The organism is Halalkalibaculum roseum (assembly GCF_011059145.1).
Taxonomy (GTDB): Bacteria; Bacteroidota; Rhodothermia; order Balneolales; family Balneolaceae; genus Halalkalibaculum; species Halalkalibaculum roseum.
In genome coordinates this window covers 580136-603972 of sequence record NZ_JAALLT010000001.1, presented here as the reverse complement: position 1 = coordinate 603972, position 23837 = coordinate 580136, and the positions used below count along the sequence as shown (strand labels likewise).

General features: G+C 42.8%; 25 protein-coding genes. 16 read left to right on the top strand and 9 right to left on the bottom strand.

The annotated features are described in order from the left end of the window. Nucleotides 1–350: 350 nt before the first annotated feature. The 4 genes from G3570_RS02455 to G3570_RS02440 all read right to left on the bottom strand — a co-directional run bounded on the left by G3570_RS02455 (nt 351) and on the right by G3570_RS02440 (nt 5680). A complete protein-coding gene (locus G3570_RS02455) occupies nt 351–821 on the bottom strand; it encodes a hypothetical protein (RefSeq protein ID WP_165138815.1) in 471 nt (156 codons plus the stop codon). Between the two features lie 330 nt (nt 822–1151). After that, on the bottom strand, nt 1152–2537 hold the full coding sequence (locus G3570_RS02450) for an FAD-binding oxidoreductase (protein WP_165138813.1): 1386 nt from the start codon (nt 2535–2537) through the stop codon (nt 1152–1154). 335 nt (nt 2538–2872) lie between these two features. Further along, nucleotides 2873–3877: a tetratricopeptide repeat protein gene (locus G3570_RS02445; protein ID WP_165138811.1), complete on the bottom strand. Its 1005-nt coding sequence runs from the start codon at nt 3875–3877 to the stop codon at nt 2873–2875. Between the two features lie 3 nt (nt 3878–3880). Then, the gene (locus G3570_RS02440; RefSeq protein WP_165138809.1) at nt 3881–5680 is read right to left on the bottom strand and encodes a helix-turn-helix domain-containing protein; all 1800 of its coding nucleotides are present in this window, start codon (nt 5678–5680) and stop codon (nt 3881–3883) included. A 208-nt stretch (nt 5681–5888) separates the two neighbouring features. On the opposite strand from G3570_RS02440, the gene G3570_RS02435 reads away from it, so the two are divergent. Both G3570_RS02435 and G3570_RS02430 read left to right on the top strand, forming a co-directional pair. Beyond that, complete coding sequence (locus G3570_RS02435; RefSeq protein ID WP_165138807.1) at nt 5889–6638, top strand: VOC family protein; 750 nt, start codon at nt 5889–5891, stop codon at nt 6636–6638. 180 nt (nt 6639–6818) lie between these two features. Then, nucleotides 6819–7037, top strand: a complete 219-nt coding sequence (locus tag G3570_RS02430; RefSeq protein WP_165138805.1) for a hypothetical protein — start codon at nt 6819–6821, stop codon at nt 7035–7037. 78 nt (nt 7038–7115) lie between these two features. Here G3570_RS02430 and G3570_RS02425 read toward each other — a convergent pair whose 3' ends face one another. After that, nucleotides 7116–8321, bottom strand: coding sequence for a serine hydrolase (locus tag G3570_RS02425; RefSeq protein ID WP_165138803.1), 1206 nt, complete (start codon nt 8319–8321; stop codon nt 7116–7118). A 355-nt stretch (nt 8322–8676) separates the two neighbouring features. Between G3570_RS02425 and G3570_RS02420 the strand changes: the two genes are divergently transcribed. From G3570_RS02420 to G3570_RS02380, 9 genes are all read left to right on the top strand, one after another. Beyond that, on the top strand, nt 8677–9399 hold the full coding sequence (locus G3570_RS02420; RefSeq protein WP_165138801.1) for a CPBP family intramembrane glutamic endopeptidase: 723 nt from the start codon (nt 8677–8679) through the stop codon (nt 9397–9399). 89 nt (nt 9400–9488) lie between these two features. After that, complete coding sequence (locus tag G3570_RS02415; protein ID WP_165138799.1) at nt 9489–9833, top strand: hypothetical protein; 345 nt, start codon at nt 9489–9491, stop codon at nt 9831–9833. 129 nt (nt 9834–9962) lie between these two features. Continuing rightward, nucleotides 9963–10583, top strand: coding sequence for a hypothetical protein (locus tag G3570_RS02410; RefSeq protein WP_165138797.1), 621 nt, complete (start codon nt 9963–9965; stop codon nt 10581–10583). Between the two features lie 161 nt (nt 10584–10744). Then, nucleotides 10745–11227 carry a YbaK/EbsC family protein gene (locus G3570_RS02405; RefSeq protein WP_165138795.1) on the top strand — a complete coding sequence of 161 codons (483 nt, stop codon included), beginning with the start codon at nt 10745–10747 and terminating at the stop codon, nt 11225–11227. A 581-nt stretch (nt 11228–11808) separates the two neighbouring features. Further along, nucleotides 11809–12222, top strand: coding sequence for a CPBP family intramembrane glutamic endopeptidase (locus G3570_RS16335; protein ID WP_249066604.1), 414 nt, complete (start codon nt 11809–11811; stop codon nt 12220–12222). Nucleotides 12223–12385: 163 nt separating this feature from the next. Next, nucleotides 12386–12760, top strand: coding sequence for a putative quinol monooxygenase (locus G3570_RS02395; RefSeq protein WP_249066603.1), 375 nt, complete (start codon nt 12386–12388; stop codon nt 12758–12760). A 217-nt stretch (nt 12761–12977) separates the two neighbouring features. Next, nucleotides 12978–13454 (top strand): nucleotidyltransferase family protein, encoded by a 477-nt coding sequence (locus G3570_RS02390; protein WP_165138791.1) that lies wholly within the window; start codon nt 12978–12980, stop codon nt 13452–13454. A gap of 289 nt (nt 13455–13743) precedes the next feature. After that, complete coding sequence (locus G3570_RS02385; protein ID WP_165138789.1) at nt 13744–14550, top strand: TolB family protein; 807 nt, start codon at nt 13744–13746, stop codon at nt 14548–14550. After that, nucleotides 14547–15059 carry a GNAT family N-acetyltransferase gene (locus tag G3570_RS02380; protein WP_165138787.1) on the top strand — a complete coding sequence of 171 codons (513 nt, stop codon included), beginning with the start codon at nt 14547–14549 and terminating at the stop codon, nt 15057–15059. Before G3570_RS02385 ends, G3570_RS02380 begins: the two co-directional genes overlap by 4 nt. Before the next feature lie 58 nt (nt 15060–15117). Here G3570_RS02380 and G3570_RS02375 read toward each other — a convergent pair whose 3' ends face one another. The 3 genes from G3570_RS02375 to G3570_RS02365 form a co-directional block, all read right to left on the bottom strand. Further along, nucleotides 15118–15729: a YybH family protein gene (locus G3570_RS02375; RefSeq protein ID WP_249066600.1), complete on the bottom strand. Its 612-nt coding sequence runs from the start codon at nt 15727–15729 to the stop codon at nt 15118–15120. Nucleotides 15730–15796: 67 nt separating this feature from the next. Continuing rightward, a complete protein-coding gene (locus G3570_RS02370; RefSeq protein WP_165138783.1) occupies nt 15797–16015 on the bottom strand; it encodes a helix-turn-helix transcriptional regulator in 219 nt (72 codons plus the stop codon). 1 nt (nt 16016) lies between these two features. Next, a complete protein-coding gene (locus G3570_RS02365; RefSeq protein ID WP_165138781.1) occupies nt 16017–16469 on the bottom strand; it encodes a hypothetical protein in 453 nt (150 codons plus the stop codon). Nucleotides 16470–17022: 553 nt separating this feature from the next. Here G3570_RS02365 and G3570_RS02360 point away from each other — a divergent pair. The 4 genes from G3570_RS02360 (at nt 17023) to G3570_RS02345 (ending at nt 19633) form a co-directional block, all read left to right on the top strand. Next, nucleotides 17023–17646 carry a hypothetical protein gene (locus tag G3570_RS02360; protein ID WP_165138779.1) on the top strand — a complete coding sequence of 208 codons (624 nt, stop codon included), beginning with the start codon at nt 17023–17025 and terminating at the stop codon, nt 17644–17646. A gap of 144 nt (nt 17647–17790) precedes the next feature. Beyond that, the gene (locus tag G3570_RS02355) at nt 17791–18636 is read left to right on the top strand and encodes a LytR/AlgR family response regulator transcription factor (protein ID WP_165138777.1); all 846 of its coding nucleotides are present in this window, start codon (nt 17791–17793) and stop codon (nt 18634–18636) included. A gap of 83 nt (nt 18637–18719) precedes the next feature. Beyond that, a complete protein-coding gene (locus tag G3570_RS02350; protein WP_249066598.1) occupies nt 18720–19400 on the top strand; it encodes a peptidase associated/transthyretin-like domain-containing protein in 681 nt (226 codons plus the stop codon). A 62-nt stretch (nt 19401–19462) separates the two neighbouring features. Beyond that, nucleotides 19463–19633: a hypothetical protein gene (locus tag G3570_RS02345; RefSeq protein ID WP_165138775.1), complete on the top strand. Its 171-nt coding sequence runs from the start codon at nt 19463–19465 to the stop codon at nt 19631–19633. A gap of 225 nt (nt 19634–19858) precedes the next feature. Here G3570_RS02345 and katG read toward each other — a convergent pair whose 3' ends face one another. Further along, on the bottom strand, nt 19859–22093 hold the full coding sequence (gene katG, locus G3570_RS02340) for a catalase/peroxidase HPI (protein ID WP_165138773.1): 2235 nt from the start codon (nt 22091–22093) through the stop codon (nt 19859–19861). Nucleotides 22094–22362: 269 nt separating this feature from the next. Here katG and G3570_RS02335 point away from each other — a divergent pair, with 269 nt between their 5' ends. After that, nucleotides 22363–23784 carry a PP2C family protein-serine/threonine phosphatase gene (locus G3570_RS02335; RefSeq protein WP_165138771.1) on the top strand — a complete coding sequence of 474 codons (1422 nt, stop codon included), beginning with the start codon at nt 22363–22365 and terminating at the stop codon, nt 23782–23784. Nucleotides 23785–23837 lie beyond the last annotated feature (53 nt).

The window sequence follows — 23837 nt, the reverse complement described above, 5'->3', positions numbered from 1 at the left end:
CCACTGTGTACCCAGATATTCCAACACAGTGAGGGCGGGGAATATTGGTCTTCATCCAGCAATAAAGGTTTATTACGAGTCATCCACGAGATTCATCTTCATCTTTCATACTTCCTTCACTATGGATGTCAGATACAAAACAAGCCATTGCACATCTTTACTTTAGGACAACAGTTGCTAATTCTTCATGAGATACCGGTTTAATCATTACTCAGAAATCACAACTACTAAGTATCAAGCTTATACATTGCTTATGCTTATGACTATAGGTTTTCATGTTTTTCACCATATTGTCATATGATGTATTGATGTAGAATTTCTATGATATTGGACAAAGAATTTTATTCCTATTAATTCGTTTTGACATAAATTTCTCGGTTGATGCCCCAGAAGAGGGTATCCCCGTTCGCACTGATGCTATAGTCAACCTCTGTTTCCGAGACCTGAGGATTCTCAATCACTATACCACACTGCCTGGCGATCTCACTTGTCAATTTAATCTTGGAATTTTCTTCCAACTGATCCCAAATCCACTCATTGTCAAAGGCCAGCTCATTACCGTTATTACAAGTACCACAAGCGTTAGTTTTCGTTCTCAAGTTGGCTGGACGCGAAACCAATATAGTATCCTGTTTTGCATCGCAAGTGGGTGTCACCCACAGACCATACAGCCTTCCATCTTTTTCTAAGCAATCTATATTATTTGGATCCGGGCATGGGTTCACCGGATTATCACCATCATTACATCCTATAAATACCAGCAGTGAAGCCAGTGCAATAAAAACAAAACCATAAATAGTGGAAGCTGATCTGTTGTTCATAATTTCCCCCTTAAATTTTGTATCAAATTTGTGCAACATCTTATCACTGTTGCTATCTATAATTAAGAGGTCAAATGCTCGATATTCTAACACTCATGACTCAAAGATTAACACAAATCATTCATTTCTGAAGGGAAAGTTGGTATACCATATTAGGATAGATCGGGGTATTAAGTAGGCTTAGACAGTCTTCAAAATCTTCCTATCCAGGCAAGTTCTTATAAATAGTAAGCATTTCAGGTAGTAATTCAATTGGATAAGAAGTCGTATTCCTATATGAACATCTAAAATAAATTTTAATTTGTGTCAATAGCACTCAGTAAAGAACTATTATTCCTTGGGCTTTATATTTTGATTGACACTGAAGAAATTATTGGGATCGTATTTAGTCTTAATATTGACTAGACGGTTATAATTTTCTCTATAGGCAGCCTTTATTCTCTTGTTCCCCTCATCCCTCATTAGGAAATTTATATAAGCACCGCCTGTAGAATAGGGATGGACCGCCTCTTCCCAGTATTTTTGTGCCCAAGTTATAATTTTTTTGCGATTGGAAGGATTTGCATCCACCCCAACAATATTTTCCACCCAATGGGCATCACGGTGGCTCCATGCCGTTTCATCTTTGTCAACACCGTGGGCAGCACCGTTAACCGGATAAAGATGCATTCCAGAAAGAGGTGTGGGTATAGTGGACCCGTATTTTATATTTTTTGAAATCGACTCATCACTCCATTCTTTAAGGTAACCCGCTTTCCAATACCAATCGAGCCCGGGAGGATACAGGTCATCGAACATGCTCTGCAAATCAGGTAAAGGCATGGGACCGACTAAATCGAGCGCTACATTTCCTACCTTACGGATGGGCCTGAAAACCCGTTCTGCTTTATCCAAATCACCAGCATAACACCAAACGATACCACACATATTTTTACCCTGCAGATGATCAGGAAAAGGTGCCACCGAAGGCACGATGAGAAAGGCAAAATAACCATTGATGGAGTAATCAGCACTAGTAATAAACTCCCGGTACCATTGCATTACTTCATCTGCCTCTTCCATTTCCCATAACATGGGTCCGGCATAAACGGTTGACACTTCATGCAGCCTGAACTTAAAGGATGTCGCTATTCCAAAATTACCTCCTCCCCCTCTTATTGCCCAGAAAAGGTCGGGATTCCTATCCTTATTTGCAGTAACAGTACTGGTATCCGCTAATACAATATTGACCTCAAGTAGATTGTCAATGGTCAAACCGTAGGTCCGAGTCAGATTACCCAGTCCTCCACCAAGCGTAAGCCCTCCGACCCCTGTAGTCGAAAAGATACCGTTAGGTACCGCAAGTCCATAGGCATGGGTGGCACGATCTACATCACCCCAAGTTGCGCCGCCACCAACAGTAAGAGTTTTTTTTACAGGATCGATATGAGTAAAATTTATCCTTGAGAGATCGATTACCAATCCGTCATCACAAACACCGAGCCCTCCTGCATTGTGACCTCCTCCACGAACTGCGGTCAATAGTTCATGCTCATGGGCAAATCGGACAACGTTTATAACGTCGGTTGTATTTTCACAATAGACTATCGCTTCCGGTTTCTTATCAATCATACCATTATAAACCCTGCGGGCTTTATCATATCCCTGATCATTACGTCCAATAATATCACCGCGTATATTTTTTCTTAAATCACTTAAAGCTGCTATTTCAGGCATAATTTTTAAGGGCTAATGTTCATATTATTTTTTATCATGAATCGAAAGCCGACTGTTAGCTGCTTCGATTTTATAGCGCAAAATCTTTATGTGACAACTTTAGATCTAGTCTTTACTAAGAACACAAAAGCTTATCACAATTATTGATAGCATGATAAAATGGTTATATGTCTTAATAGGATAAAAGCCAACGAATTTTCTTACAATCTTAACTAAATACAAAAGAAGGACTCGTTCTAACAAATACTATGCAAATATTAACACAAATCATTCAAATTTAGGACCTGATGTCAGATACCACCAGCCAGTCCGGTCCTCCAATGATCTGTATTTATTCAAATAAGATTAGAAAATTGACCCAATTCCATCGCCTTGGCTTCATCCCATATTCTTTGAAATTCCCCAGCCTCAAGTCGTTTTTTACAGCTCAATCTAATGCTTTTATACTTTTTATAGAATCTGGGTGGAAGAGGTGCTTCGATTTCATCTCGGAGAAAGCAAGCACCGGAAAGAAACAGTATGGATTTTCGGTAGTCTTCTTGAATAAAAAACAGAGCGGCTATAGCTTCAAGCGATTCACATATTACCGTTTTCAAATTAAGTTCTACCCTTGTCTCCAGCGACTTTGAGTGAAGTATTTTAGCTGCCTCTATATTGCCCGAATACAATTCCCATTCGGCATTGCAGTAATCGGTCAATGAATTATATTGTCTGCAGCCTGTCATACTATTTCTAAGCTCCTCTGCATGGTTGATATATTTTCTGGATTCATCAGATTTATCCATCGATATTAAGACGAGACCTAATAATTCACTGGAAAGGCTCATCCCCCATTTTCGTCCTATATCTGACCATCCTTTATAGGCAATATTTAAAAATTCATGTGCCTTACCCGAATCATCTAAATAGTAGCAAATTAGCCCTTTGAAAGTGTAGTGTAAGCTTATTAGCTGAATATCATTTATTTCCTGTAATATCTCGATTGCCAGATCCAATAAGTCCAAAGATCTATCATAGTTTCCAAGACTGAATTCAACTCTGGCAAGACGAATAGAAAGATATGATACACCTCGTTGATCACCGCACTCCTGTCTGAGCTTCAATGCTTCCTCGTATCTTCTTTTTGAACTCCTGAGGTCTCCCCGCCAGTAATCTGCTACAGCATGATTGCAGAGAGATACGGAAACTCCTCTTTTATTGTTTAATTTTTTATTAAGCTCCAAGGCCTCCTTACTTACGGCCGTCCCCTTTTCATAATCAAGCCAGGCAGCGATCAATGCCCAGCTATAATGATTTAAGTTGAGGGCTAAATTTTCTTCAAGACCCAGCTTTCGAAACACGATTCAACTCTGTAATAAACAAGCTGCTCCCTCCTCAATATTTTCAGAGTGGATTACCTGGGTTATACCGAGTACACTCAGGGCATTGCCTTTCAGTTCATAAAGTTCCGAGGTCAGTTCATGACTCTTTAGCCTGTCAGCAAGTCGAATAACTTTTTGGAGCCAACTTATCCCCTCTTTAATCATATTCTGCATATTCCAGTAGCGCCAAAGAGCGTTAGCAAGTTGAAGACCAAACCTCACCTCTCGGTGTTCTAGCAGATAGGCCATTATCCCCCTGAAATTATCCCGCTCTCTGTTGAGGTGGTTTATCCACTCGTTTTGCTCGGGGCCGTTTAATCTAACTTCAGCTTTGCGGGCTAGTTTGACATAGTATTCAGCCAGTACTTTTACTATCTGATGCTCTTTTTCGCTTTCCCGCAATTTCTTTCGGCCAAATAATTTTAGTGTTTCAAGTATTTTAAAACGTATTTCTCCATCCTCTTCAAATGACTGTATTAAATTATTATCAATAAGTGATTGGATATGCACTATAAAATTCGTCCCTATATCCTTTACCCATAATGATTCCGCTATATGTAGGCCAAAACTATCCGGTATAAGGCTGAGGCGTTGAAAATAAATTTGTTCCTCATTACTCAACAGATCGTAGCTCCACTCAATCGCATTCAGCAGACTGTCATGCCGTTTAGATCGTTCCAGTTGCCCGGATTTAAGTATAGATAAACCGTAATCCAGTCTATTAAGCAGATCTTTTGGAGCAATTAGCCTTAGTTGTGTAGCGGCCAGCTCCAGAGCGAGGGGCAAACCGTCTAGTTTATAGCAGATATCTATTATTGTTGAAATATTACCTTTGGTCAGATCAAATTCGCTATTATAATTTTTGGCGCGATCTATAAAAAGATGAATGGCGGGATACGATTTAATCCGGTCAAGATTCTCAAGATTTACTTCCTTAACCGGTGCAGGAGTAGACAACGGTTGCAATAGATACTGAATTTCTTGTTTTAATTTTAAAGTAGTCCGGCTTGTAAGAATTATTCTCAAGTGATTGCACTTCGCCAAAAGCTCTTCGATAACAGATCTCGCCTCAATGACATGCTCAAAATTGTCAATTAATAATAGAAGTTCTTTGCTTGCCAGATAATCTACCAGAGTCTTCATCACACTTTTATTGGGATGGAGAGGTATACGCAAGGATTGTTGGATGACTGAGGGTACCAGTTCCGGATCATTAATGGATGTCAAATAAACAGCAAAAGATCCGTCTCTAAATGTATCTCCGAGATCTTTCATAGTCACGGTTCCCAGTCGCGTTTTCCCTGTTCCGGCAGGGCCAATCAGGCTCACTAATCGGTTTTTAGTAATTAGTGTTTTAATTTCCAACAGCTCTTCTTCGCGCCCTATAAAGCTGGTGTGGTAACCGAAGGAATCACTTCTTGAAATGCGTAATTTGGAATATCTTGCGGGATTTACACCAAACTTCTCTCTAAAGCATTTAGAAAAATAAGAAAGATTGTTAAAGCCCGACTCGTAGGCTACTTCCGAAACATTTCCATAGTTCTTCGAAAGCAGATCTACTGCTTTTTGAAGCTGTAGGTTTCTGATATATTCAACCGGAGAGTATCCCGTGATTGATTTTACTTTTCGGTAAAAAGTAGATGTGCTTATCCCCAATTCTCTGCTGATATTTTCTACCGAAAGATCTCCTTCAGTAATATATTCTTCTACTACTTTGTTTAACTTTTTAATAAAAAGGCTATCCCGGGAACTTCTTTGTTTTGAATGAAGAGCAGAACTCATTGACCACCCCACAAACCCCTTTTATAATGAATATTATCATGTGATTATCCTTAATTAACATAGAATATTTATTTAACTTCGGCTAACAATTTTATTTTTTAAGGATTTGGCGTCTGCCGGTTATGCGGTGGTTCGTTAGGCCGACTGGGTTTTGGATATCAATGCGGTCCCATTTCACTGCTTGTGCAACTAATTATATGAGGTAATCATGCGAAATCCATATTTCCACGGTGTCGGCGGAGTTCTAAGCGCAGATATTGCAGTACCGCATCATGAGCGGGAACTCGATTTCTATTCGAAGGTTCTTACGACGGGATCGTCGCCGCTCTGGCGAGACGATCTGACCAACAACGAAGGTACGCCGGTCATCGGTTTAGGGGCACGTTCCCCTGAGTACGAAGCCCTGCCATTGCAATGGATGCCGCACTTCCAGGTTTCCGATGTTGCCGCCAGCGCAGAGCGTACACTCAAACTCGGAGGCCGGGAGCTGATTCACGCCAAAGGCGATGACGGACAAAGTCAATGGGCAGTTCTCGTTGATCCCGCCGGTGCTGCATTCGGCATAATCCCTGTCGTTGTCGATGAATCTAGTGATACTAGTCATTCCGAAAGAGTTGGCTGCATCTCTTGGCTCTCACTAGTGGTCTCGGACGTTTCTTCAATGTGCGAATTCTACGAACAAGTTGTCGGGTGGTCGGCAGCCTCTGCTACCATTGACGGTAGGCGCGAAATGCTGAGACTTGATGGTGTCGCCGCGGCGGAAATCATTCCTACCAATAAAGAAAATGAGGGTATCCCTTCCGTCTGGTTACTCAGTCTGCCCGTCGACGACTTCGCGGAGAGTCTTAGGCAAGTTCGCGAGGGCGGCGGTGAGATCGTTGGGGAGTTAGCAGGTGCCGGACACACCGTCATTCGGGACCCGGTCGGTGTCTACATAGCCTTGCAGGTCGGCAATTAATGCGCAGCGGCCTAAACCACGCTTTAACGGACGTGCCTGGTCGGAGTCTGCCCGTTTTGATTTTAATGACAACAAATTGTAATCTGGAAGTGGAATGAATACTAATTTGTACGCCCAATGACCGTCAGATAGCTAAGTGCAGATTAACAAGCGTCAAGTTCGATTAAATCTCATTGAGTTATGAATTCAGGAGACAAAGCCCTAAAAGTAATCAACATCATTGTCGTTATTAGTTTTATCATTGCTCCCATGCTGCTAGCAGGCAACTTTTTTATCCAAGGTGAGTATGGACTCGGAGCCACTTTTGCGGGTATACTGGCTGTATTTTTATTTATCTACTGGAAAGTAGGGATTAGCTATTTTGAGGTTACATGGCTGCAAAAGTATAAAATGCAGTAACCAACTGAACGCTTACAATCGTACCTACACCTAACCTGTGTTCTTCCGTGTTCCAAAAAAACGCCAGAACGTAATTTCTCACTCTGAAATAGCTACGGAAGAGTCTGATCTGAAGTGATTAAAGAAGTCCGGTATGACAGTTAACGGGTAGCTGGAGGAAGTATTTATGAGTATACATATGCCAATCTCATCCTCCGGGGCGAATGCGATTTCGCTGCGGTAGCCGTTTACATATCCCCCGTGGTACACAACCTTTTGCCCGTGATTGTCCAGCACACGCCACCCCATGCCATAATGTGATTCCGGTACGCCCTTCCAATGCCGGCTGAAGCGCCGGTTATGGATGGTAACCAAAGGTTCATAAATTTCTTCAAGAGTCTGTTCGGAAATAACCTCAGGATGGTGCCCGGTTAACAACAGCAGCCATTTCCCCATATCCGAGGCAGAAGCATTGACGCCGCCCGAGGAAACGGCATTATAGTATTTTTCCGAAATGGAGATGGGCACCCGCCCCCGTCTTCGGGAATGATATACATGAGGCAGAGCCGTATTCCCGGAATGCCGTATGCTGTCATAACTTGCAGAGGCATTTCCCATTGCCAAGGGTTTCCACAGCTCTTCTTTTAAAAGTGACTTAAAGTCCGTTCCGGTTTGTGCTTCCAGCACTTTCTCTATCGTGGAGTAAGCCGCATTCTGGTAGGCAAGCTGCTCGCCTTCTTTCGAGATCAGGGGAACTTCTTCCAAACGCGGGATGATGCGATCCAGGGGAAGTCCGTCCTCCACCAGATTGGTATAGGTATGACGGGGCAGCCCGGAGGTATGTGACAACAGGTGCCTGATCTGAACCCGATCGGTCTGCGCCGGGTCATTCATCCTGAATTCTGACAAATAATCGGATACCGAATCATCCCAATCTACTTCTCCCTCTTCCACCATCACGCCCGTCAGGACCGAGGCGAAGCCTTTGGATACACTTCCCAGTCTGAATACGGTATGTTCATCCACTTTTTTGGAGGTTCCGCTCTCCCTTAAACCATAACCTTTTTGCAGTATCACCCGTCCATCCTTTACAATGGCCAGTGCCGCGCCGGGGATACGTTTGTTCTTGAGTCCTTCTTCGAAATCTTTTTCAAATTCTTCCAGATAGCTCGCCAGTGCATCATCCATCTCCCACTCTTCCGGTTCGGGCTCGGCAACCTTCGCCTCCGGTTCTGCACGAGTAAACGAGAGATAAGCGACGAAAACAGTGAACAGTAATAAAAGGGTTGAGAAATATCGATTCACAAATTATTGATGTGTAGGGTAATAGAAGGTTCCTGCTTATGACAAAGGTTTTAGGTAAGGATACTAAAAAACTTCCTCTGATATAAAGTTACGTTGTGTTAAAAAATTATATAAGAAATAATGTCTTCCGGCGAGATGAAAATATGGATACGGTATCCTATTTCGACTTATCCTTCCCCATTATTTCAGTCTCTTAATTTTAAGTACACTATTTACTGTAGATCAGCCTGAACCGGCACGCAACTCATGTACCTGGTCTTCATAGAGCTTCCGGGCAAAAACCTGCAACATAAAACGTTCCCGGACGTAGGTATGCCAAAACTTATAGTAATACTAATCATCTCGTATATCATCTATGCCATTCTTGCTTTTGCTGGTTATAATATTCATTGTTTTTAGTTGGCTATCCATCTATCTCCTTGAAAAAAGAAATATCTTTCGCTCATGGTTCACACCGGTTGTTCAACGGTTTAAGGAGTTTATACTTGGCTTTCTTCTCATGGGTCTGCTATGCATCATATCACAGCTATTACTATCTCATCTAAGTGGAATTAGCTGGACTCTATCTGAAGAGATCACGATCAGCACTTTTTTACAAGCTATTGCTTTTGATGTCAGTTCAGTGCTCTTCGAAGAATTACTGTTTCGGGGTGTACTGTTGTATGCATTAATTAAATACACGACCCAGCAAAAAGGAATCATTCTTTCTGCTGCAGCTTTTGGGGTTTGGCACTGGTTTAGCTATGGGGTACTAGGCAATACAATGGGAATGGCCCTGGTATTTCTTTCAACCGGCTTTATGGGATATGTTTTTGCCAAAGCCTATGTAAAGACGCAATCCATCATTCTGCCATTTGGACTACATATTGGATGGAACTGGATTCACAATAGCATTTTTTCAAACGGCCCAAATGGAGTAGTTCTCCTGGTCCCAAATCAAACCGTAGCTTTGGAAGGCTACTTTGCACTGATATCTTTTTCATGGTATATGATCATACCCGGCATGGCCCTGTTATTTCTGAGGACGGACATTTTTGATCGATTACGGTTACCTTCATCACTAAATCAGGCATCATAGACTCCCGATAACTTTTTGCTTTCGCCTAAAATTATTGCAAGCTTGCTTATTCGTGATAATCTAAGGTAATCAATACGAGAGAGGCCCTTATGAAAACCGAGTCTGATGTATCAATAACGCAGTCCCCATGGAAGCGATTCTTTACAGGCGTGGCCTGTCTAGCTATTCCCGTGGCATTAATTGCATGGTGGATTTACGTTGCTGAGACAACTATGGGAGGTCAAGCTGCAAGGGTTGAACGTTTCCTGAATATCTTTCCCTCCTTTCTCCAAAACGCACAGCTTGTCACCTGGATTCAGCTTGCCTTCACCGGAGCGGCCTTTATGCTTTTCTTCAGTGGACTCGTCCAGAAAACATTTCACAAAGCTCTGAGCATAGCTATGCTTGGTTTTTCCGGACTGATTGGTTTATGGTTGCTCTTCACGTTGATGTGATTGGAGATCTCTGATTATTATGACAAGGATATTCAATTGCTGAAGATGCACAAAAGACTCATCCATATAATCTTTATACCTCTCCTAATAGCTTGTCAGTCTGATAAAAATCAGACACAAATAGAATCATTGAATGAAGTTCAAACCGGTCCTGCTGTTCATAGTACCGGTGATTTCCAGTCTAATTTCATATCGGATACAACACTTACTAACAGAGATTCTATAGATGTGCTTAGCATTTCCAATGGATCAATGACAGAAGAAATTCTTGCAATAACTAATTGTGATAAAAATGCTGAAGAGAATACCATAAAGATACAGATCAGGTCAACCATACCCACAATAGCTGAATTGAAAGAGGGATCTACAGGTGGGAGAATTTTTATGGGGCTAGCTGGCTGGCCCAAAAAAGCACAGTTCAGATTCCTGACTTTTCATCTAAAAGACAGCACCATTGAGAAAGCCCAGCTCTTCTATAAGTCATTAGAAAAAGCGTACGATAATAGTGACTTTAAGTACTCAAATATTTCAAAGTACCAGCTTCGCATTTCTAAGTTTGATTACTCCATTGCATCTGATGTTTATGGCAGATACAACATTCAGCTACCTGAACCATTCGGTTATTTTGACAGTGATACCTTGTTAAGCGGTACATTTGTATGCAATAATTGGAGAATTGATTCTTTAGAGGAAATTAAAAACTGGGATTTGGAAGCGTTTTTTAGAAACAATCGAGGCTCTATTCGATAAATGTTACCAATCTTATATGGATGGCAGGTTTTGCCAACTATTGTCCGCCTATCAATAAATTGTTACACTATCAAAGAGACTTTAACCCTGTGCATCTTATGCGCAGATACATGATACCATCAAAGACTTTTATCGCCAATTTCATTTCTACATAAAAGACCATGAAAGATAAACTCAGCAAGAATGCGCAACGGGTTCAAGACGCTTTGAATGAGCATGGATTTGAATTTAAAGTTCAGGAATTACCTGATTCCACCCGGTCTGCTCAAGATGCAGCCAAAGCCATAGGTTGCAGTGTCCCTCAAATTGCCAAGTCAATCATTTTTAGGTCTTCTCAATCAAAAAATCCTGTTCTCGCCATTGTCAGCGGCTCGAATCGTGCGGATGTAAAAAAGATTGCTTCACATTTGGATGAAGCAATAGAAATTGCAAATGCGGATTACGTAAAAGAGCATACGGGATTTCCAATAGGTGGTGTTTCCCCCATAGGACATAAATCCTCTATTCAAACATTTATTGATGAAGATCTTCTTGAGTTTAATGAAATCTGGGCGGCAGCAGGCACTCCGCATGCTGTCTTTAAACTGGAATCTAAAACGCTACCTGCGCTAACGAATGGAATAGTTATTGATCTGAAAGAGTAAGTTCTGAATTAGATTGGTAATTCCACATTATACCTCCTACCTAAGACCAATTATCAGATGGATGGGACTAAGATAGATGGATAAAATGAACTCGAAGGAATACTTTACTATAACTCATCTCATATATCTTCGGGAATATATTTTTGAACTCAACCGAACTGGTTTGCATGATGATTATTCCACTCATGTCAGGGGTAGTGTAACTTCACCCCAATAAGTGCGTATTTAATAACTCATTATTTAACGTGATGAGATTATTAAATGATTACAAAAATGTAAAAATGAGCTACCTCGGAAGTTTGCTACATGAATCTAAGAGTGCCAAAATATTGGAGATTTGTGCTGTCTTCTTACCAGCCATTTCAATAGCAATCCTTGCTCATTTTTTTGCCGGTGACAATCCACTAATTCGGCAGTCCATAATCTGGATAGCCAATCTGCTCATGATATGCATAATTTGGTTAGGCCTCAGATTACGAGATCACAAATGGAAAGACTTAGGATTAGCATCAAGTAATATCAATGTAAAGTCGGTATTATTTTCCTTTGTAGTATTCATTGCTGCCGTACTTGGTTTTATTATGGGATCTATCATAATGGGCATGATTTTGGGAATTCCTGAAAATGCCGATTTGAGTGGATACAACTATATTCAGGATAATATACCCATGCTAATAATTGCTTTATTAGCAGTTTTTATTGCATCGTCATTCGGCGAAGAGGTTATCTACCGTGGCTTCTTAATTACACGCATTTCTGAAATCGGGGGTAACCGTAAAGTTTGGGTAAGAATAGCTGTAGTATTGAGTTCAATAGTTTTTGGATTGGTACATTTTGATTGGGGACTCATGGGCATCGTTCAAACCGGTTTTATGGGTTTGGCCCTGGGCATTTCCTACATTGTTTTAAACAGAAATCTGTGGGTACTGGTATTTGCCCATGCCTATATGGATGCCATTTTAATGGTCCAAATGTACTTTGGTGTTTCCGTTTGATGATAGTGTCGCAACATTAATTGAAAATTATACGGAAGTGCATAAATAACTCTCGCAAGTATTTTTATTGATACTTTTTTGCAAATTATCCTCATCCGGTGTGATCTGCAGATGAAATGTTATGCTGTAATAAAGCTATCGCTAAATAGGCGTGAAAAGATTAATGATTATTACGTTGACAGCCGGTTTTAGTTCTGCCCCTGAAAAGTTAATGAGCACTCATAAAACGAATACTAATATGTATGGATTAATAGGAAAAATTATTGTTCAATCAGAAAAAAGAGATGAATTGATTAGGATCATTTTAGATGGTACGGATAATATGCCAGGATGCCTTAGCTATATCATATGCAAGGATGCAATGAATGATAATACTATCTGGATTACAGAAGTCTGGGATAGTAAAAAAAGCCATCAAGCCTCACTTTCTCTTCCGTCGGTACAAGCAGCCCTCGGTAAAGGCCGACCTTTTATCGAAGACTTTGGGGAACAAATTGAAACTGTGCCGGTCGGCGGATATGGATTAATGAAAGCCTGAAATAGCACAAGCCCAATACTAATCTGAAGTCCAACCCAATAAATATTTTATTACTTCTACTCTGTTTGTTGTCATTTCAGTAAAATCATATTATTTCAGGCAAATTCTGAGCCTATGGACTTAGTGCGTAGGGCTTTTTCAATGAAATATGAATATCTCGATTAGCAAGTTACAGTAACCACATAACTTGCAAGGTCACGGAATGTAGTGGAAATCCATGAGTGAAATATCAAACGTTTATATAGCCTTGGAATGGATTACAAGTATTCTTAATCGATTGGATATTCCCTATCAGGTTGTCGGCGGATTAGCTGCAAAATGTTATGGTTCTACTCGTCCTTTGCATGATATCGATATCTATGTGCCAACTGAAGGCATGGATAAACTGGAACGTGAGTTGGAAGATTATTTAACTTTTGGACCTGCCCATCATCAAGACAAATACTGGGATCTGGTTTTTATGAAACTGAGCTTTAATGATCAACTGATTGAGATAGGAGATGCCGGCAATACCAAATATTTCGATTCCCTGTCACAATCATGGATTAAAGAAGTCATCCATTTTGAGCAATCTCAAATTATCGAGTATGAAGGCATTAGGTTACCTGTAATGCCTAAACAGAAACTGATCGCTTATAAACAAAGACTCAATCGAAAAGTGGATCTGATTGACATTCAAGAAATCCAACCTTAAGTGCAGGAGAAGTTTAACCCTGAACTTTTAAATAACACGTCTCACCTGATACCCTGTTTGTGGCTTCGAAAGAAGTATTTGTCTTTTTTTGTACCTCAAATACCATAATAGACGTATATTCACCCTAAGCGTCCAGTAACTTTTTAAATAAAGTGAAGTGTCACTATTTCAATAATAGGGAAATCAAATGGTTTTCAAATGCCTGAAGTTATTCACCTATCTCGCTCTTTTGGCAATCCTATCTTGCGGAAGATCAGATTGGTCACCCCAAGAAGCCTCGATTCTTTTTATGTCGAACAGAGATGGAAATTCAGAGATCTATCTCAAGCATGGTATGGATACCACCTGGATAAATTTGACGAACATTGAGGCGGGAGATAACTGGCCCAGCTGGTCCCCGGATGGTAAAAAAATCCTATTCCAAAGTTCCCGCAGCGGGAATCTTGATATCTGGCTGATGAACAAAGACGGGACAGACCCAATTCAGCTAACCGATAATACGGATCATGATTATTTGCCTTCTTTTAGTCCTGACGGCAATCAAATTAGTTTCACCTCCTGGCGTTTAGAAGAGGGAGATGAAGAGAGGACCCCGCATATTTACATCATGAATAGAGACGGTACAGGCCAGCGTCGTCTAATCCAAGAATCTTTGAATACCTCAGCAGGCGCCTCATGGCATCCTGGGGGGACGAAGTTTTTATATACCAGAAAAACCGGAGAAATTGGGGCAAATATTTATGAAGCAGATAACGAAGGGAGTTTTCTAAGGCAGGTAACCGATGACACGCTATACTCAGGTGGAGCAGAGTATTCGCCCGATGGGTCCAGAATCATTTATACCAGCGACTATGGGGACTATACAGAGGTTGTCTTGGCAGATGCAGAGGGAAACAACCCGGAGATACTGCTGAGCGGGGAACAAAACTACTACCCGCACTGGTCTCCGGATGGAGAATGGATTATTTTTACTAAGATAATTCCGGATACAGACGGGAAAGATTTGGACATCTATGCAATTTCTGTTTCGGACCCAATGAACCAACCACTCCTGATAAGCGGACCCAATCGCGAAGCTGAAGGACGTTGGAAATGAACTCTAGTATACACATCCGTCCAGAACATAAAGAAGATATAAAACATATCAGTCAGATTATTGAAGCTGCTTTTAAAGATCACCCGCATGGCAGTCACAAAGAGCATCTATTGGTCGATGAACTGAGAGCTGACAAAGCCCTCTCCCTATCGTTGGTTGCCGAATTGGATGGTGAAATTGTGGGACATATAGCCTTCAGCAAAGTAACCATCGGTGGGGAATTCGATTCCTGGTACGGTCTTGCCCCCGTATCGGTGGACCCCGATTTTCAGCAACAGGGAATTGGATCCAGGTTAATTGAATATGGACTCTCTGAATTACGAAAACGTGAAGCCAATGGATGCGTATTGGTCGGTGAACCCGGCTTTTATAAACGTTTTGGTTTTGAACACCTGGATGATCTTATTTACGAAGGTGTTCCTGATAAATATTTTCTGGTGCTCCCCTTCACTAAAAAAATTCCTAAAGGAAGGGTAAGATACCATAATCTTTTTGAGACCTATGGTTAGTTGGTATCCCTTATATTTGAACCGGAACAATACTCTTCCTTAAATTAAAAGCAAGGCTCTACTCACTCGCCATTATATCCGGTATCATACCGCTGGCCACTTCGCGGTGTACTTTCCAGCCGTCGTCTGTTCGCTTGAGGATAATCAGGTAGGTATCCCTCAGGGTGGTGGGACTATCAGAATCTGCGGCAGTATAGGTAATAACGGAGGTGCCCATCTCAAAGACCCAGTCATTGGAAATGACCTGTATTTCTTTCGGGGTAATACTGATTGTTGCTCCCGCCGGGAATGGTCCCTGGGCATTCGCGCGCATTGCATCCCAATCAGAAGTACCCGGCTGTACCATCAGAACATCTTGTGTAACCAAATTGGATAGATTTTCCATATTCCCGCTGTTAACGGCGCTTTGGTAACTGTTGCGAAGACTGTCGATGGAAGCAATAATGGCAGTGGTATCAACAGCAACTGCCTGCATTCCTGAATCTCCACGCTCCATAGGCTGGCAGCCAATTGCGAGAAATAGTGCCAACAGTGGAATAAGAAATGAGATCAGCGAGCGGGATGAAGATTTCGTTTTGATTCTCTTATGGATAGAGTTCATGTAAACAATGGATGAGTTTGAGAAGCTGCGGCTTCTTGTTTTAGATTCAGGTGCCTTATCAGTATACATCAATAGGCTCTTATCGACAACAAGGGAAAGAGACCGGAAATGTCTTACAAATATCTTAGATTTTCATTCAAGATTTCTTTCGATACTGAAATACATTTTCCAGCGGTTCATCGAATACTTTGGCTATTCGAAATGCCAATTCCAGAGTCGGGGAATACTTCGCCGCTTCAATGGCATTGATAGTCTGCCGAGTCACCCCTGCCTTTTGAGCCAATTCATCCTGGGTCATCTCCCCGTTTTGAAACCTGAGCACCCGAATATTATTCTCAATGCGGTAATCGTCCATGTTATACTCCACGCTGGTAGTAGAAAATTTGGGTGGCCGCCTTAATCAGGATAGCCGTAAAAAGTACGATAACCAGAACGTGAAGCGTCATAAACGGCATCGACAGCAGAACGGACTCCCCTGATGCCGTGCTCAGGAAATCACTGATAAATACATTCATAACTACCGATATAATGGCTACTATGAGAAAATAATAGGCATTTCGAAAAGCCTTGGATTCAATCAGCATATCCCGCTCGTCTTTCGCAACACCGCCCAGTAATGTAGAATTCAAGAGGTCCAGCCCCAGTTCTATCAAAAAGGCGAAGGCCAGCACTTTCCATAGAATACCGGTGATCTGCTCCTCGTAAGCTTCAATCCCGACCGGCAAGCCGAACACCGTTATGGTATAGTATCCCAGTATCGACAGGGTGATCCCCAAAGAACACCACGCGTAAATTTCTTTTCTAGACATAATCGTTTCTCCTCGTTAGTTATATGTTCTTTCTGTGTCTTAAGAACCATACGAGGATGTAAAATGAATGTTACATTATATAAAATATTTTTTACATGGAGGCCGGCTGTTTTTGTCTGCTTAATTGAAGTACAACATCAAATTATTGCGAAGTAGATGGAAACTCTCCCAAGTCATTAAAGTGGTGCCGGACGGGTTAGCAACCCGTCCTACGTAGTTAAATCGAGAGTGCGGTATCCTATTCCCCAATTAGCACTAAATCCTGATTCCGCCGCTCTGCTGCGGAATGCCGGTGCCCTACTTTACTTCCGGAGCAGAGCGCCGGAAGCAGGGATTGGAGTATAGTTCACACTAACCCTTCCTGAGTAGTGTCTGGGATGCAGAGATATATTACCTTATATATCATGGAGCACAGAATGAAAAGCACCACTTCCGGGCAACATCCCCAGAGTACAAACTTGACTTTAACTGAAAATTAGATCAGCTTTTTTAGAATGTATAGAGAGAAATTTTCCACTGAAGAAAGATGTCTTTTGAAATTCATCAAAATATTATGGGAGTCAAACAAGTGCTATGTTTTCTATTGCTAAACTGCCTGTTAGCAACTGCCGTTCAGGCTCAGATCTTGGATTCCTTCACGGCAACCGCTACGGTTAACGAGTCTATTATTTTCTCGGATGACAGAAATACTGTCAGAGATCCCCAGTTCGGTTGGGAAATTGGAGTTTTAGCCGAAAAGCAGATCGCAAGAAATATAGAACTATCTACCGGTCTGACGTTCTCCCGAATACGATTTGGTCTAAGAGATGTGGGAGACAGCCAGGTTACTTACCTTTCTCTGCCGCTGAATGTGAGTGCACTTCTGCCCTTTAACTTTTATGCTAAAACAGGTGTTAAACTGGACATCAAAGCTGACAGCCGTGATGCAATGGTACCTGTTGTCATCAACGGCTATTCCGGATATATGGGTGACGGATTTGCCTCGGCTTCTGATACTTATGTACCAGGGTGGTCGATCGGTGCCGGTAAAATATTTAATTTTAGAAATTTCAGGCCCTGGATTGAGATAAAATATACCCAGGATTTTAACAGCTTCTCCGGATATGATGGAATAATAAATATGGAAAAGAGAACCAGGAAAGTAAGTATCGGTATTCCTATTTGGAACGACAGATAAAGATCCCGGCATTTATGCTATTGGAATAATTGACTCTGGCAGAATTCTAAGCTGTTTCCCAGGTATACTTAAAATGTTGTAAGTTGGTAACTAAATATGTGTTACCTGCGTATATAAATTGAGGCTGCAAAAAACCTACTTACGATGAGTTCCACCTTCACATATCCTTCGGGTGGCATTACTTTTCAGAGCCCATTCAATAAAGGTCAGAAAAGGTTGTTCCTTGGATTTTGCGCCTTCTGGTTGTTCATAGCACTCCTTGAGCTGGGTCAGGATTATCTCAGCACCATGCTTAATGGCAACGCTTTTATGATAGGTGAGTCATTATCCTATAAGCTCTTTTGGCTGCTGTTTATTCCCTTTTCCCTTGTTCTTATTTATGGTTACAAAAAGGCAGAAAATTTGGTGTCGGGACCGCTCTTATATATTACCGGCTTTCTCATTGTATCGGCTTCCACAATAATTCATTTAACTGTTTTTTCAGTAATACTTTTCGGAATCTCAAACCTTATCCATGAAGAACCGCTAACGCTAGTGTTCCTCATATATGAAAAACTATCCACCCGGCTTTACATGGCTCTGTCTATTTACTTCATGCTATCCGTGCTTTACGTGATGTTTAAGAACAGGAGATCCGAACAGGACCAGAAGTCCGGACAACAAACCTACTCTTCAACCCTCACCGTAAAAAATGGTCGGAGAACGGTACTGGTGGAAGTTACAGATATCCGGTGGATTGGGTCCGACGGCGCCTATCTCGATATTCATACCGAATCCAAAAAACACGTGATACTAGACAGCCTAAAAGATATCATCAATAGGCTACCTGACAACTTCAAGCGTATACACAAATCAACCATTGTCAATATCGATCATATAAGTGAGCTAAAATCACGTGGAAACGGTGACTATGATGTTATAATGAAAGATGGTAGTGTTCTTAGACTCAGCCGGAACTACTCAAAAGCGCTGAAGGGCCTGTTTCTCTGATAAAGCTTACTCATCTTGTGGTATAAATGACTCAGCTCATACTATTCGCCACTTTTCATGTGGGATCAATTTTTAGGTTAGTAATGAAATGCATTCAAACCACTAACCGAAACCCCAAGGAGAATCCCATGCAACACTTCCGAATTATTTTGATGTTGGTAATTTTGACAACCTTTCCTTTTACGGGAATCGCACAACAAACAGATCTACAGAATGCCACACTCGTCGGCGGACCCTGTGAAGGGTGTGAGGCTGTACTTGACTATGGCAACAGGAACTTGACGGCAGTGGATACGCTTCCCGGATTCGCAGAGAATGAACCAAAGATTAAAGTAACGGGCACTATCTACGAGAACGACGGTGTAACGCCGGCAAAAGACGTCATTTTATTCGTTCACCACACCAATCGGGAGGGAAAATATCCCAAACGGGGAGACGAAAAAGGATGGGAGCGGCAATACGGTTATATCCACGGCTGGGTGAAAACGGGAGCCGATGGGAGGTATACGTTTTATACTTTTCGGCCGGGATCCTACAGCCGGAACCCGGCTCATATCCATCCCCTCATTCTTGAACCTAACGGAAAATACTACTGGCTGGGCAGCTACTTTTTCGAGGATGATCCGCTGCTTGGAAGGGAGCAGAGAAATCCTGAGTCGCCCCGTGGTGGAAGCAGCGGTGTGGTAAGCCTTGAGAAGGAAGACGGCATATGGGTAGGGCGTAGAGATTTTATCCTGGGCAAAAACGTACCGGATTATGAGTAAGTTCTTTTACCTTTTTCCCTCACCTAGCGGATGAGATCCCTTCCGCCAGCCGGCGGATCGGGATGACAACAACCGCGGTCCGGGGGTATTGCGGGAAAGCCAAGTTAGTAGCAACGAATGTGGAAGAGCACCTTATTCCTGCCAACTATTTCCAGAACAATATCTCAATACCCCCGGCGGCTTTTCTCATAGGGATGCCTATGGCAGGGTTACTTTTGGCCGGTCAAAAGTAACAACAGTATTAGTATTAAGAGCAGGGAATAAATAATTGTTTAATTCCCCTCCATATTGCTTCCGGAGCAGCGCACCGGAAGCAGGGGTGCAGCCGAGATGGCAACCCGTCCCACGGGGCAATAAAAAAGGCAGTCCCGATAGTATCGGAACTGCCTTAGTGTCTCATTCAAATATTACTGCTTCAGCGAGTACCTCCAAAAAGTAGCCCCTGGCAGTTATATTACTTACTTCTGATCGAAACGATCCAGGTTCATCACCTTAGTCCAGGCTTGAACGAAGTCGTTTACGAACTTCTCTTCGGCGTCTTCTGAAGCATAGACTTCAGCGAGCGCACGAAGCTCAGAGTTTGAACCGAATACCAAGTCGGCACGACTTCCTTTCCACTTAACGTCACCGGAATTGCGATCACGTCCTTCGTAGATACCTTCGGAATCGGACTTCTTCCATTCGATGTTCAGATCCAGCAAATTAACAAAGAAGTCATTAGTCAGTGTCTCCGGACTATCAGTCAGGACACCAAGATCTGAGCCTTCATAATTCGCACCCAGTGCTCGCATACCACCAACAAGAACAGTCAGTTCCGGTGGCGTCAGCGTTAACAGGTTGGCTTTATCTATCAGAAGCTCTTCCAGGCAGCCGGCATATCCGTTACCAAGATAGTTACGGAAGCCGTCAGCTTTGGGTTCGAGCCACTGAAAGGACTCAGCATCCGTTTGTTCAGCAGATGCATCTGTTCGACCCGGTGTGAAAGGTACGTCAATATCATATCCGGCATCCTTGGCAGCTTTTTCTACAGCTGCTGCGCCACCCAATACAATCAGGTCAGCCAGGGATACACGGACATTATCGGAACGTGAACTATTGAAATCCTCACGAATTCCTTCTAACACACCCAGCACTCTTTCGAGCTTTTCCGGTTCGTTGGCTTCCCACTTTGTCTGGGGTTCCAGACGAATACGACCGCCATTGGCTCCTCCACGCTTGTCGCTGTCGCGGTATGTTGAAGCAGAAGCCCAGGCAGCCCAAGCCAGATCAGAAACTGAGAGATCAGAACTTAGAAGCTGCTGCTTAAGTTCGGCAATCTCTGCATCTCCAATCAAATCGTAATCGGCTGCAGGTATTGGGTCTTGCCAGATCAGATCTTCTTCCGGAACTTCCGGTCCGAGGTATCGTGCCTTCGGTCCCATGTCACGGTGCAAGAGTTTAAACCATGCTCTGGCAAAAGCATCAGCGAACTCATCCGGATTTTCGTAGAATCGCTTGGAAATTTTGCGGTAATCGGGATCTACTTTCAGTGCAAGATCCGTTGTAAGCATCATTGGGGGATTCTTCTTGTTCGGATCATGGGCATCGGGTACCGTATTATCTCCTGCTCCGTCTTTTGGCTGCCACTGATAGGAACCGCCGGGACTTTTGGTCAGTTCCCATTCATATTCAAAGAGGTTTTCAAAGAAGCCCATATCCCACTGAGTTGGGTTACTAGTCCATGCCCCTTCTTCTCCGTCGGTAATGGTGTCTCCTCCTTTACCGGTACCATAATCGCTGGTCCAACCAAAACCCTGCTCTTCCATGGCAGCAGCTTCAGGTTCGGGACCTTTGTGTTCTACCGGACCTGCGCCGTGCGTTTTACCGATCGTATGACCGCCGGCAATAAGCGCTACGGTTTCTTCGTCGTTCATAGCCATACGCTTAAATGATTGACGAATGTATTTTGCAGATTTTTCAGGATTCGGGTCCCCATTAGGACCTTCAGGATTTACATAGATAAGACCCATGTGGTCGGCAGCAAGCGGCCCTATTAGATTTCCCTCTTCATCATGGCGCTCATCGCCAACCCATTCTGATTCGGGACCCCAGTTCGCAGACTTGTCGGGCTCCCAGTCATCATCTCTACCGCCGGCAAAACCAAAGGTCTCCAGACCCACGGATTCATAAGCACAGTTACCGGCCAAAACAAGCAGGTCAGCCCAGGAAAGTTTACGACCATACTTTTTCTTAACAGGCCATAATAGACGACGTGCCTTATCGAGATTGGCATTGTCCGGCCAGCTATTCAAAGGTGCAAAACGCTGCTGACCACCGGAGGCACCGCCGCGACCATCAGCCACACGATAGGTCCCTGCAGCGTGCCAGGACATACGGATGAAAAGTCCACCGTAGTGGCCCCAGTCTGCCGGCCACCAGTCTTTGGAATCCTCCATTACATCGTAAATATCCTGCTTGACGGCTTTCAAGTCCAGCTTTTTGAACTCTTCCGCATAATCAAAATCATCACCCATAGGGTTAGAGAGCGGTGAGTGTTGTCTTAAAATATCCAGGTTCAGTTTATCCGGCCACCAGTCGCTGATCTGGGTACCGCCATCGGTCTTCTGTGTTGTAGCCCCACTATGAAAAGGGCACTTACTTGCGCCATTTGTTTTACTTCCATTTGTAGAAGCGTGACTCTTTTCTGTATCCATACTAGTCCATTTTTACGATTTGAAATTTATCATTATAAACATAATAAATCGTTGAATGAGTTGGATGATTATCTGAATAGATATTTACTATTATGTTGATTAAGCTTAATTATGAGAGTAGTTATGTTTAGATAGAAACCTATCTGATTTTACCACTTAGTACACTAAGATACCTAGTGGTATAACACGCAGTTCTATTTTAGTCAGAAACTTTGTTTCTTTGCATATCGTAGCATTATCAAAGATAGCGCCAAAGACCAACATCACTTATGACCCTCTACCTTCAAATTTTTTTCAGTACCCTGGCGCTCTCCTTCGGCATCCTTCACCTAATTCTCTATTTGTACAACAGACGGACTAAGAGCAATCTATTCTTCTCCATCTTCCTTTTTCTGTATGCACTGAATATCTTTTTCGATTACCAGGCTATGCTGACCTCCGCCGACCAACATCTCTATTACCTGAGGTGGCACAGGGCTGTGATGCCTTACAATCCCATATTCGCTGTGCTCTTTTTTTACTATGCCTTCGATTTCAAAATTCCCAACTATTTCTGGGTGCTGGTTGCCGGATTAGCCATTACAGGTTCGCTTGCCGTCATGGAACCGATGGATAACTTCGTCCTCGTACAGGCTCCCCTGTTGCTGATTATTGGAGAGGCCATCCGGATTCTGATTGAGGCCATACGGCAGAGAAAAGACGATGCCTGGATCTTTGCTGCTGGATTTATCCTGCTTTTTCTTTTCTCCCTCTACGACCTGCTGATGGATCTAGGTCTTTATGATGCTTGGTACGGAATAAAGAACGGGTATCCCTTCGGTTTTGCCCTGCTCATTATCTGTGCTTCTATTTACCTGGCCCGTGATTTTGCCCGTGCCAACAAAACCATCCTCGAACAGGAACGTGAAGCAAAAGAGATGGAGATCACCCAAAAAGTTCTTGAGGCAGAAGACCGGCGCAAAGCTAAGGAACTGGAAGAAGCACGTGAGGTGCAGCTCTCCATGCTCCCGGAATGCAAGTCTGACCTGGGCCATTACGAATTCTGCTTTGAGATGCACCCGGCAACCGAAGTTGGCGGCGACTACTACGATTATGAAACGAATGGAGACAACAAGATTACGGTCGTGATCGGCGATGCCACAAATCACGGCATGAAAGCCGGCATGATGGTTTCCATCATGAAAAGCCTGTTCCTCTCCCATATCAACAAAATGAATATTCGTGAATTTCTGAATCACTGCTCACGGACTATCAGGCAGATGAAGTTGAAGAACCTTTTCATGGCGCTTATGCTGGTTAAAATTGACGGCGACAGGCTGGAGGTTTCCTCTGCTGGGATCCCTCCTCTTCTCATCTACCGTCAGGAGACCGATACTGTTGAAGAAATTAAGATCAAGGGTATGCCGTTGGGCGCTGTTGAGACCTTCCCTTATGAGACTGAAGAAGTAAAACTGAATCCGGGTGACACCGTACTGCTGATGACCGATGGATTGGCTGAACTGTTTAATCAGGACCGGGAAAGTTTTGGCATCGACCGGCTTAAGGAACGGTTCATGGAGAACACCGAAAAACCGGTGAATGAAATCGTGGAGAGCCTGTTTGCAGCCGGGGATGAGTGGCGTGGTGATGCCAAGCAGAATGACGATATCACCCTGGTGGCTTTTCGGTTGAATAGTGATAGAAATGTTTGAGCCAATTGATTTATACCACTAAGAAACACTTAGATACTTAGTGGTAAATTTTA

Bases quoted from the DNA above. Each gene is read 5' to 3' on its own strand.
- G3570_RS02455 (WP_165138815.1), bottom strand. From the start codon at position 821: ATGAACAACAGATCAGCTTCCACTATTTATGGTTTTGTTTTTATTGCA.
- G3570_RS02450 (WP_165138813.1), bottom strand. From the start codon at position 2,537: ATGCCTGAAATAGCAGCTTTAAGTGATTTAAGAAAAAATATACGCGGT.
- G3570_RS02440 (WP_165138809.1), bottom strand. From the start codon at position 5,680: ATGAGTTCTGCTCTTCATTCAAAACAAAGAAGTTCCCGGGATAGCCTT.
- G3570_RS02435 (WP_165138807.1), top strand. From the start codon at position 5,889: ATGCGAAATCCATATTTCCACGGTGTCGGCGGAGTTCTAAGCGCAGAT.
- G3570_RS02430 (WP_165138805.1), top strand. From the start codon at position 6,819: ATGAATTCAGGAGACAAAGCCCTAAAAGTAATCAACATCATTGTCGTT.
- G3570_RS02420 (WP_165138801.1), top strand. From the start codon at position 8,677: ATGCCATTCTTGCTTTTGCTGGTTATAATATTCATTGTTTTTAGTTGG.
- G3570_RS02415 (WP_165138799.1), top strand. From the start codon at position 9,489: ATGAAAACCGAGTCTGATGTATCAATAACGCAGTCCCCATGGAAGCGA.
- G3570_RS02405 (WP_165138795.1), top strand. From the start codon at position 10,745: ATGAAAGATAAACTCAGCAAGAATGCGCAACGGGTTCAAGACGCTTTG.
- G3570_RS16335 (WP_249066604.1), top strand. From the start codon at position 11,809: ATGGGATCTATCATAATGGGCATGATTTTGGGAATTCCTGAAAATGCC.
- G3570_RS02395 (WP_249066603.1), top strand. From the start codon at position 12,386: ATGATTATTACGTTGACAGCCGGTTTTAGTTCTGCCCCTGAAAAGTTA.
- G3570_RS02390 (WP_165138791.1), top strand. From the start codon at position 12,978: ATGAGTGAAATATCAAACGTTTATATAGCCTTGGAATGGATTACAAGT.
- G3570_RS02385 (WP_165138789.1), top strand. From the start codon at position 13,744: ATGTCGAACAGAGATGGAAATTCAGAGATCTATCTCAAGCATGGTATG.
- G3570_RS02380 (WP_165138787.1), top strand. From the start codon at position 14,547: ATGAACTCTAGTATACACATCCGTCCAGAACATAAAGAAGATATAAAA.
- G3570_RS02375 (WP_249066600.1), bottom strand. From the start codon at position 15,729: ATGTATACTGATAAGGCACCTGAATCTAAAACAAGAAGCCGCAGCTTC.
- G3570_RS02370 (WP_165138783.1), bottom strand. From the start codon at position 16,015: ATGGACGATTACCGCATTGAGAATAATATTCGGGTGCTCAGGTTTCAA.
- G3570_RS02365 (WP_165138781.1), bottom strand. From the start codon at position 16,469: ATGTCTAGAAAAGAAATTTACGCGTGGTGTTCTTTGGGGATCACCCTG.
- G3570_RS02360 (WP_165138779.1), top strand. From the start codon at position 17,023: ATGGGAGTCAAACAAGTGCTATGTTTTCTATTGCTAAACTGCCTGTTA.
- G3570_RS02355 (WP_165138777.1), top strand. From the start codon at position 17,791: ATGAGTTCCACCTTCACATATCCTTCGGGTGGCATTACTTTTCAGAGC.
- G3570_RS02350 (WP_249066598.1), top strand. From the start codon at position 18,720: ATGAAATGCATTCAAACCACTAACCGAAACCCCAAGGAGAATCCCATG.
- G3570_RS02345 (WP_165138775.1), top strand. From the start codon at position 19,463: ATGACAACAACCGCGGTCCGGGGGTATTGCGGGAAAGCCAAGTTAGTA.
- katG (WP_165138773.1), bottom strand. From the start codon at position 22,093: ATGGATACAGAAAAGAGTCACGCTTCTACAAATGGAAGTAAAACAAAT.
- G3570_RS02335 (WP_165138771.1), top strand. From the start codon at position 22,363: ATGACCCTCTACCTTCAAATTTTTTTCAGTACCCTGGCGCTCTCCTTC.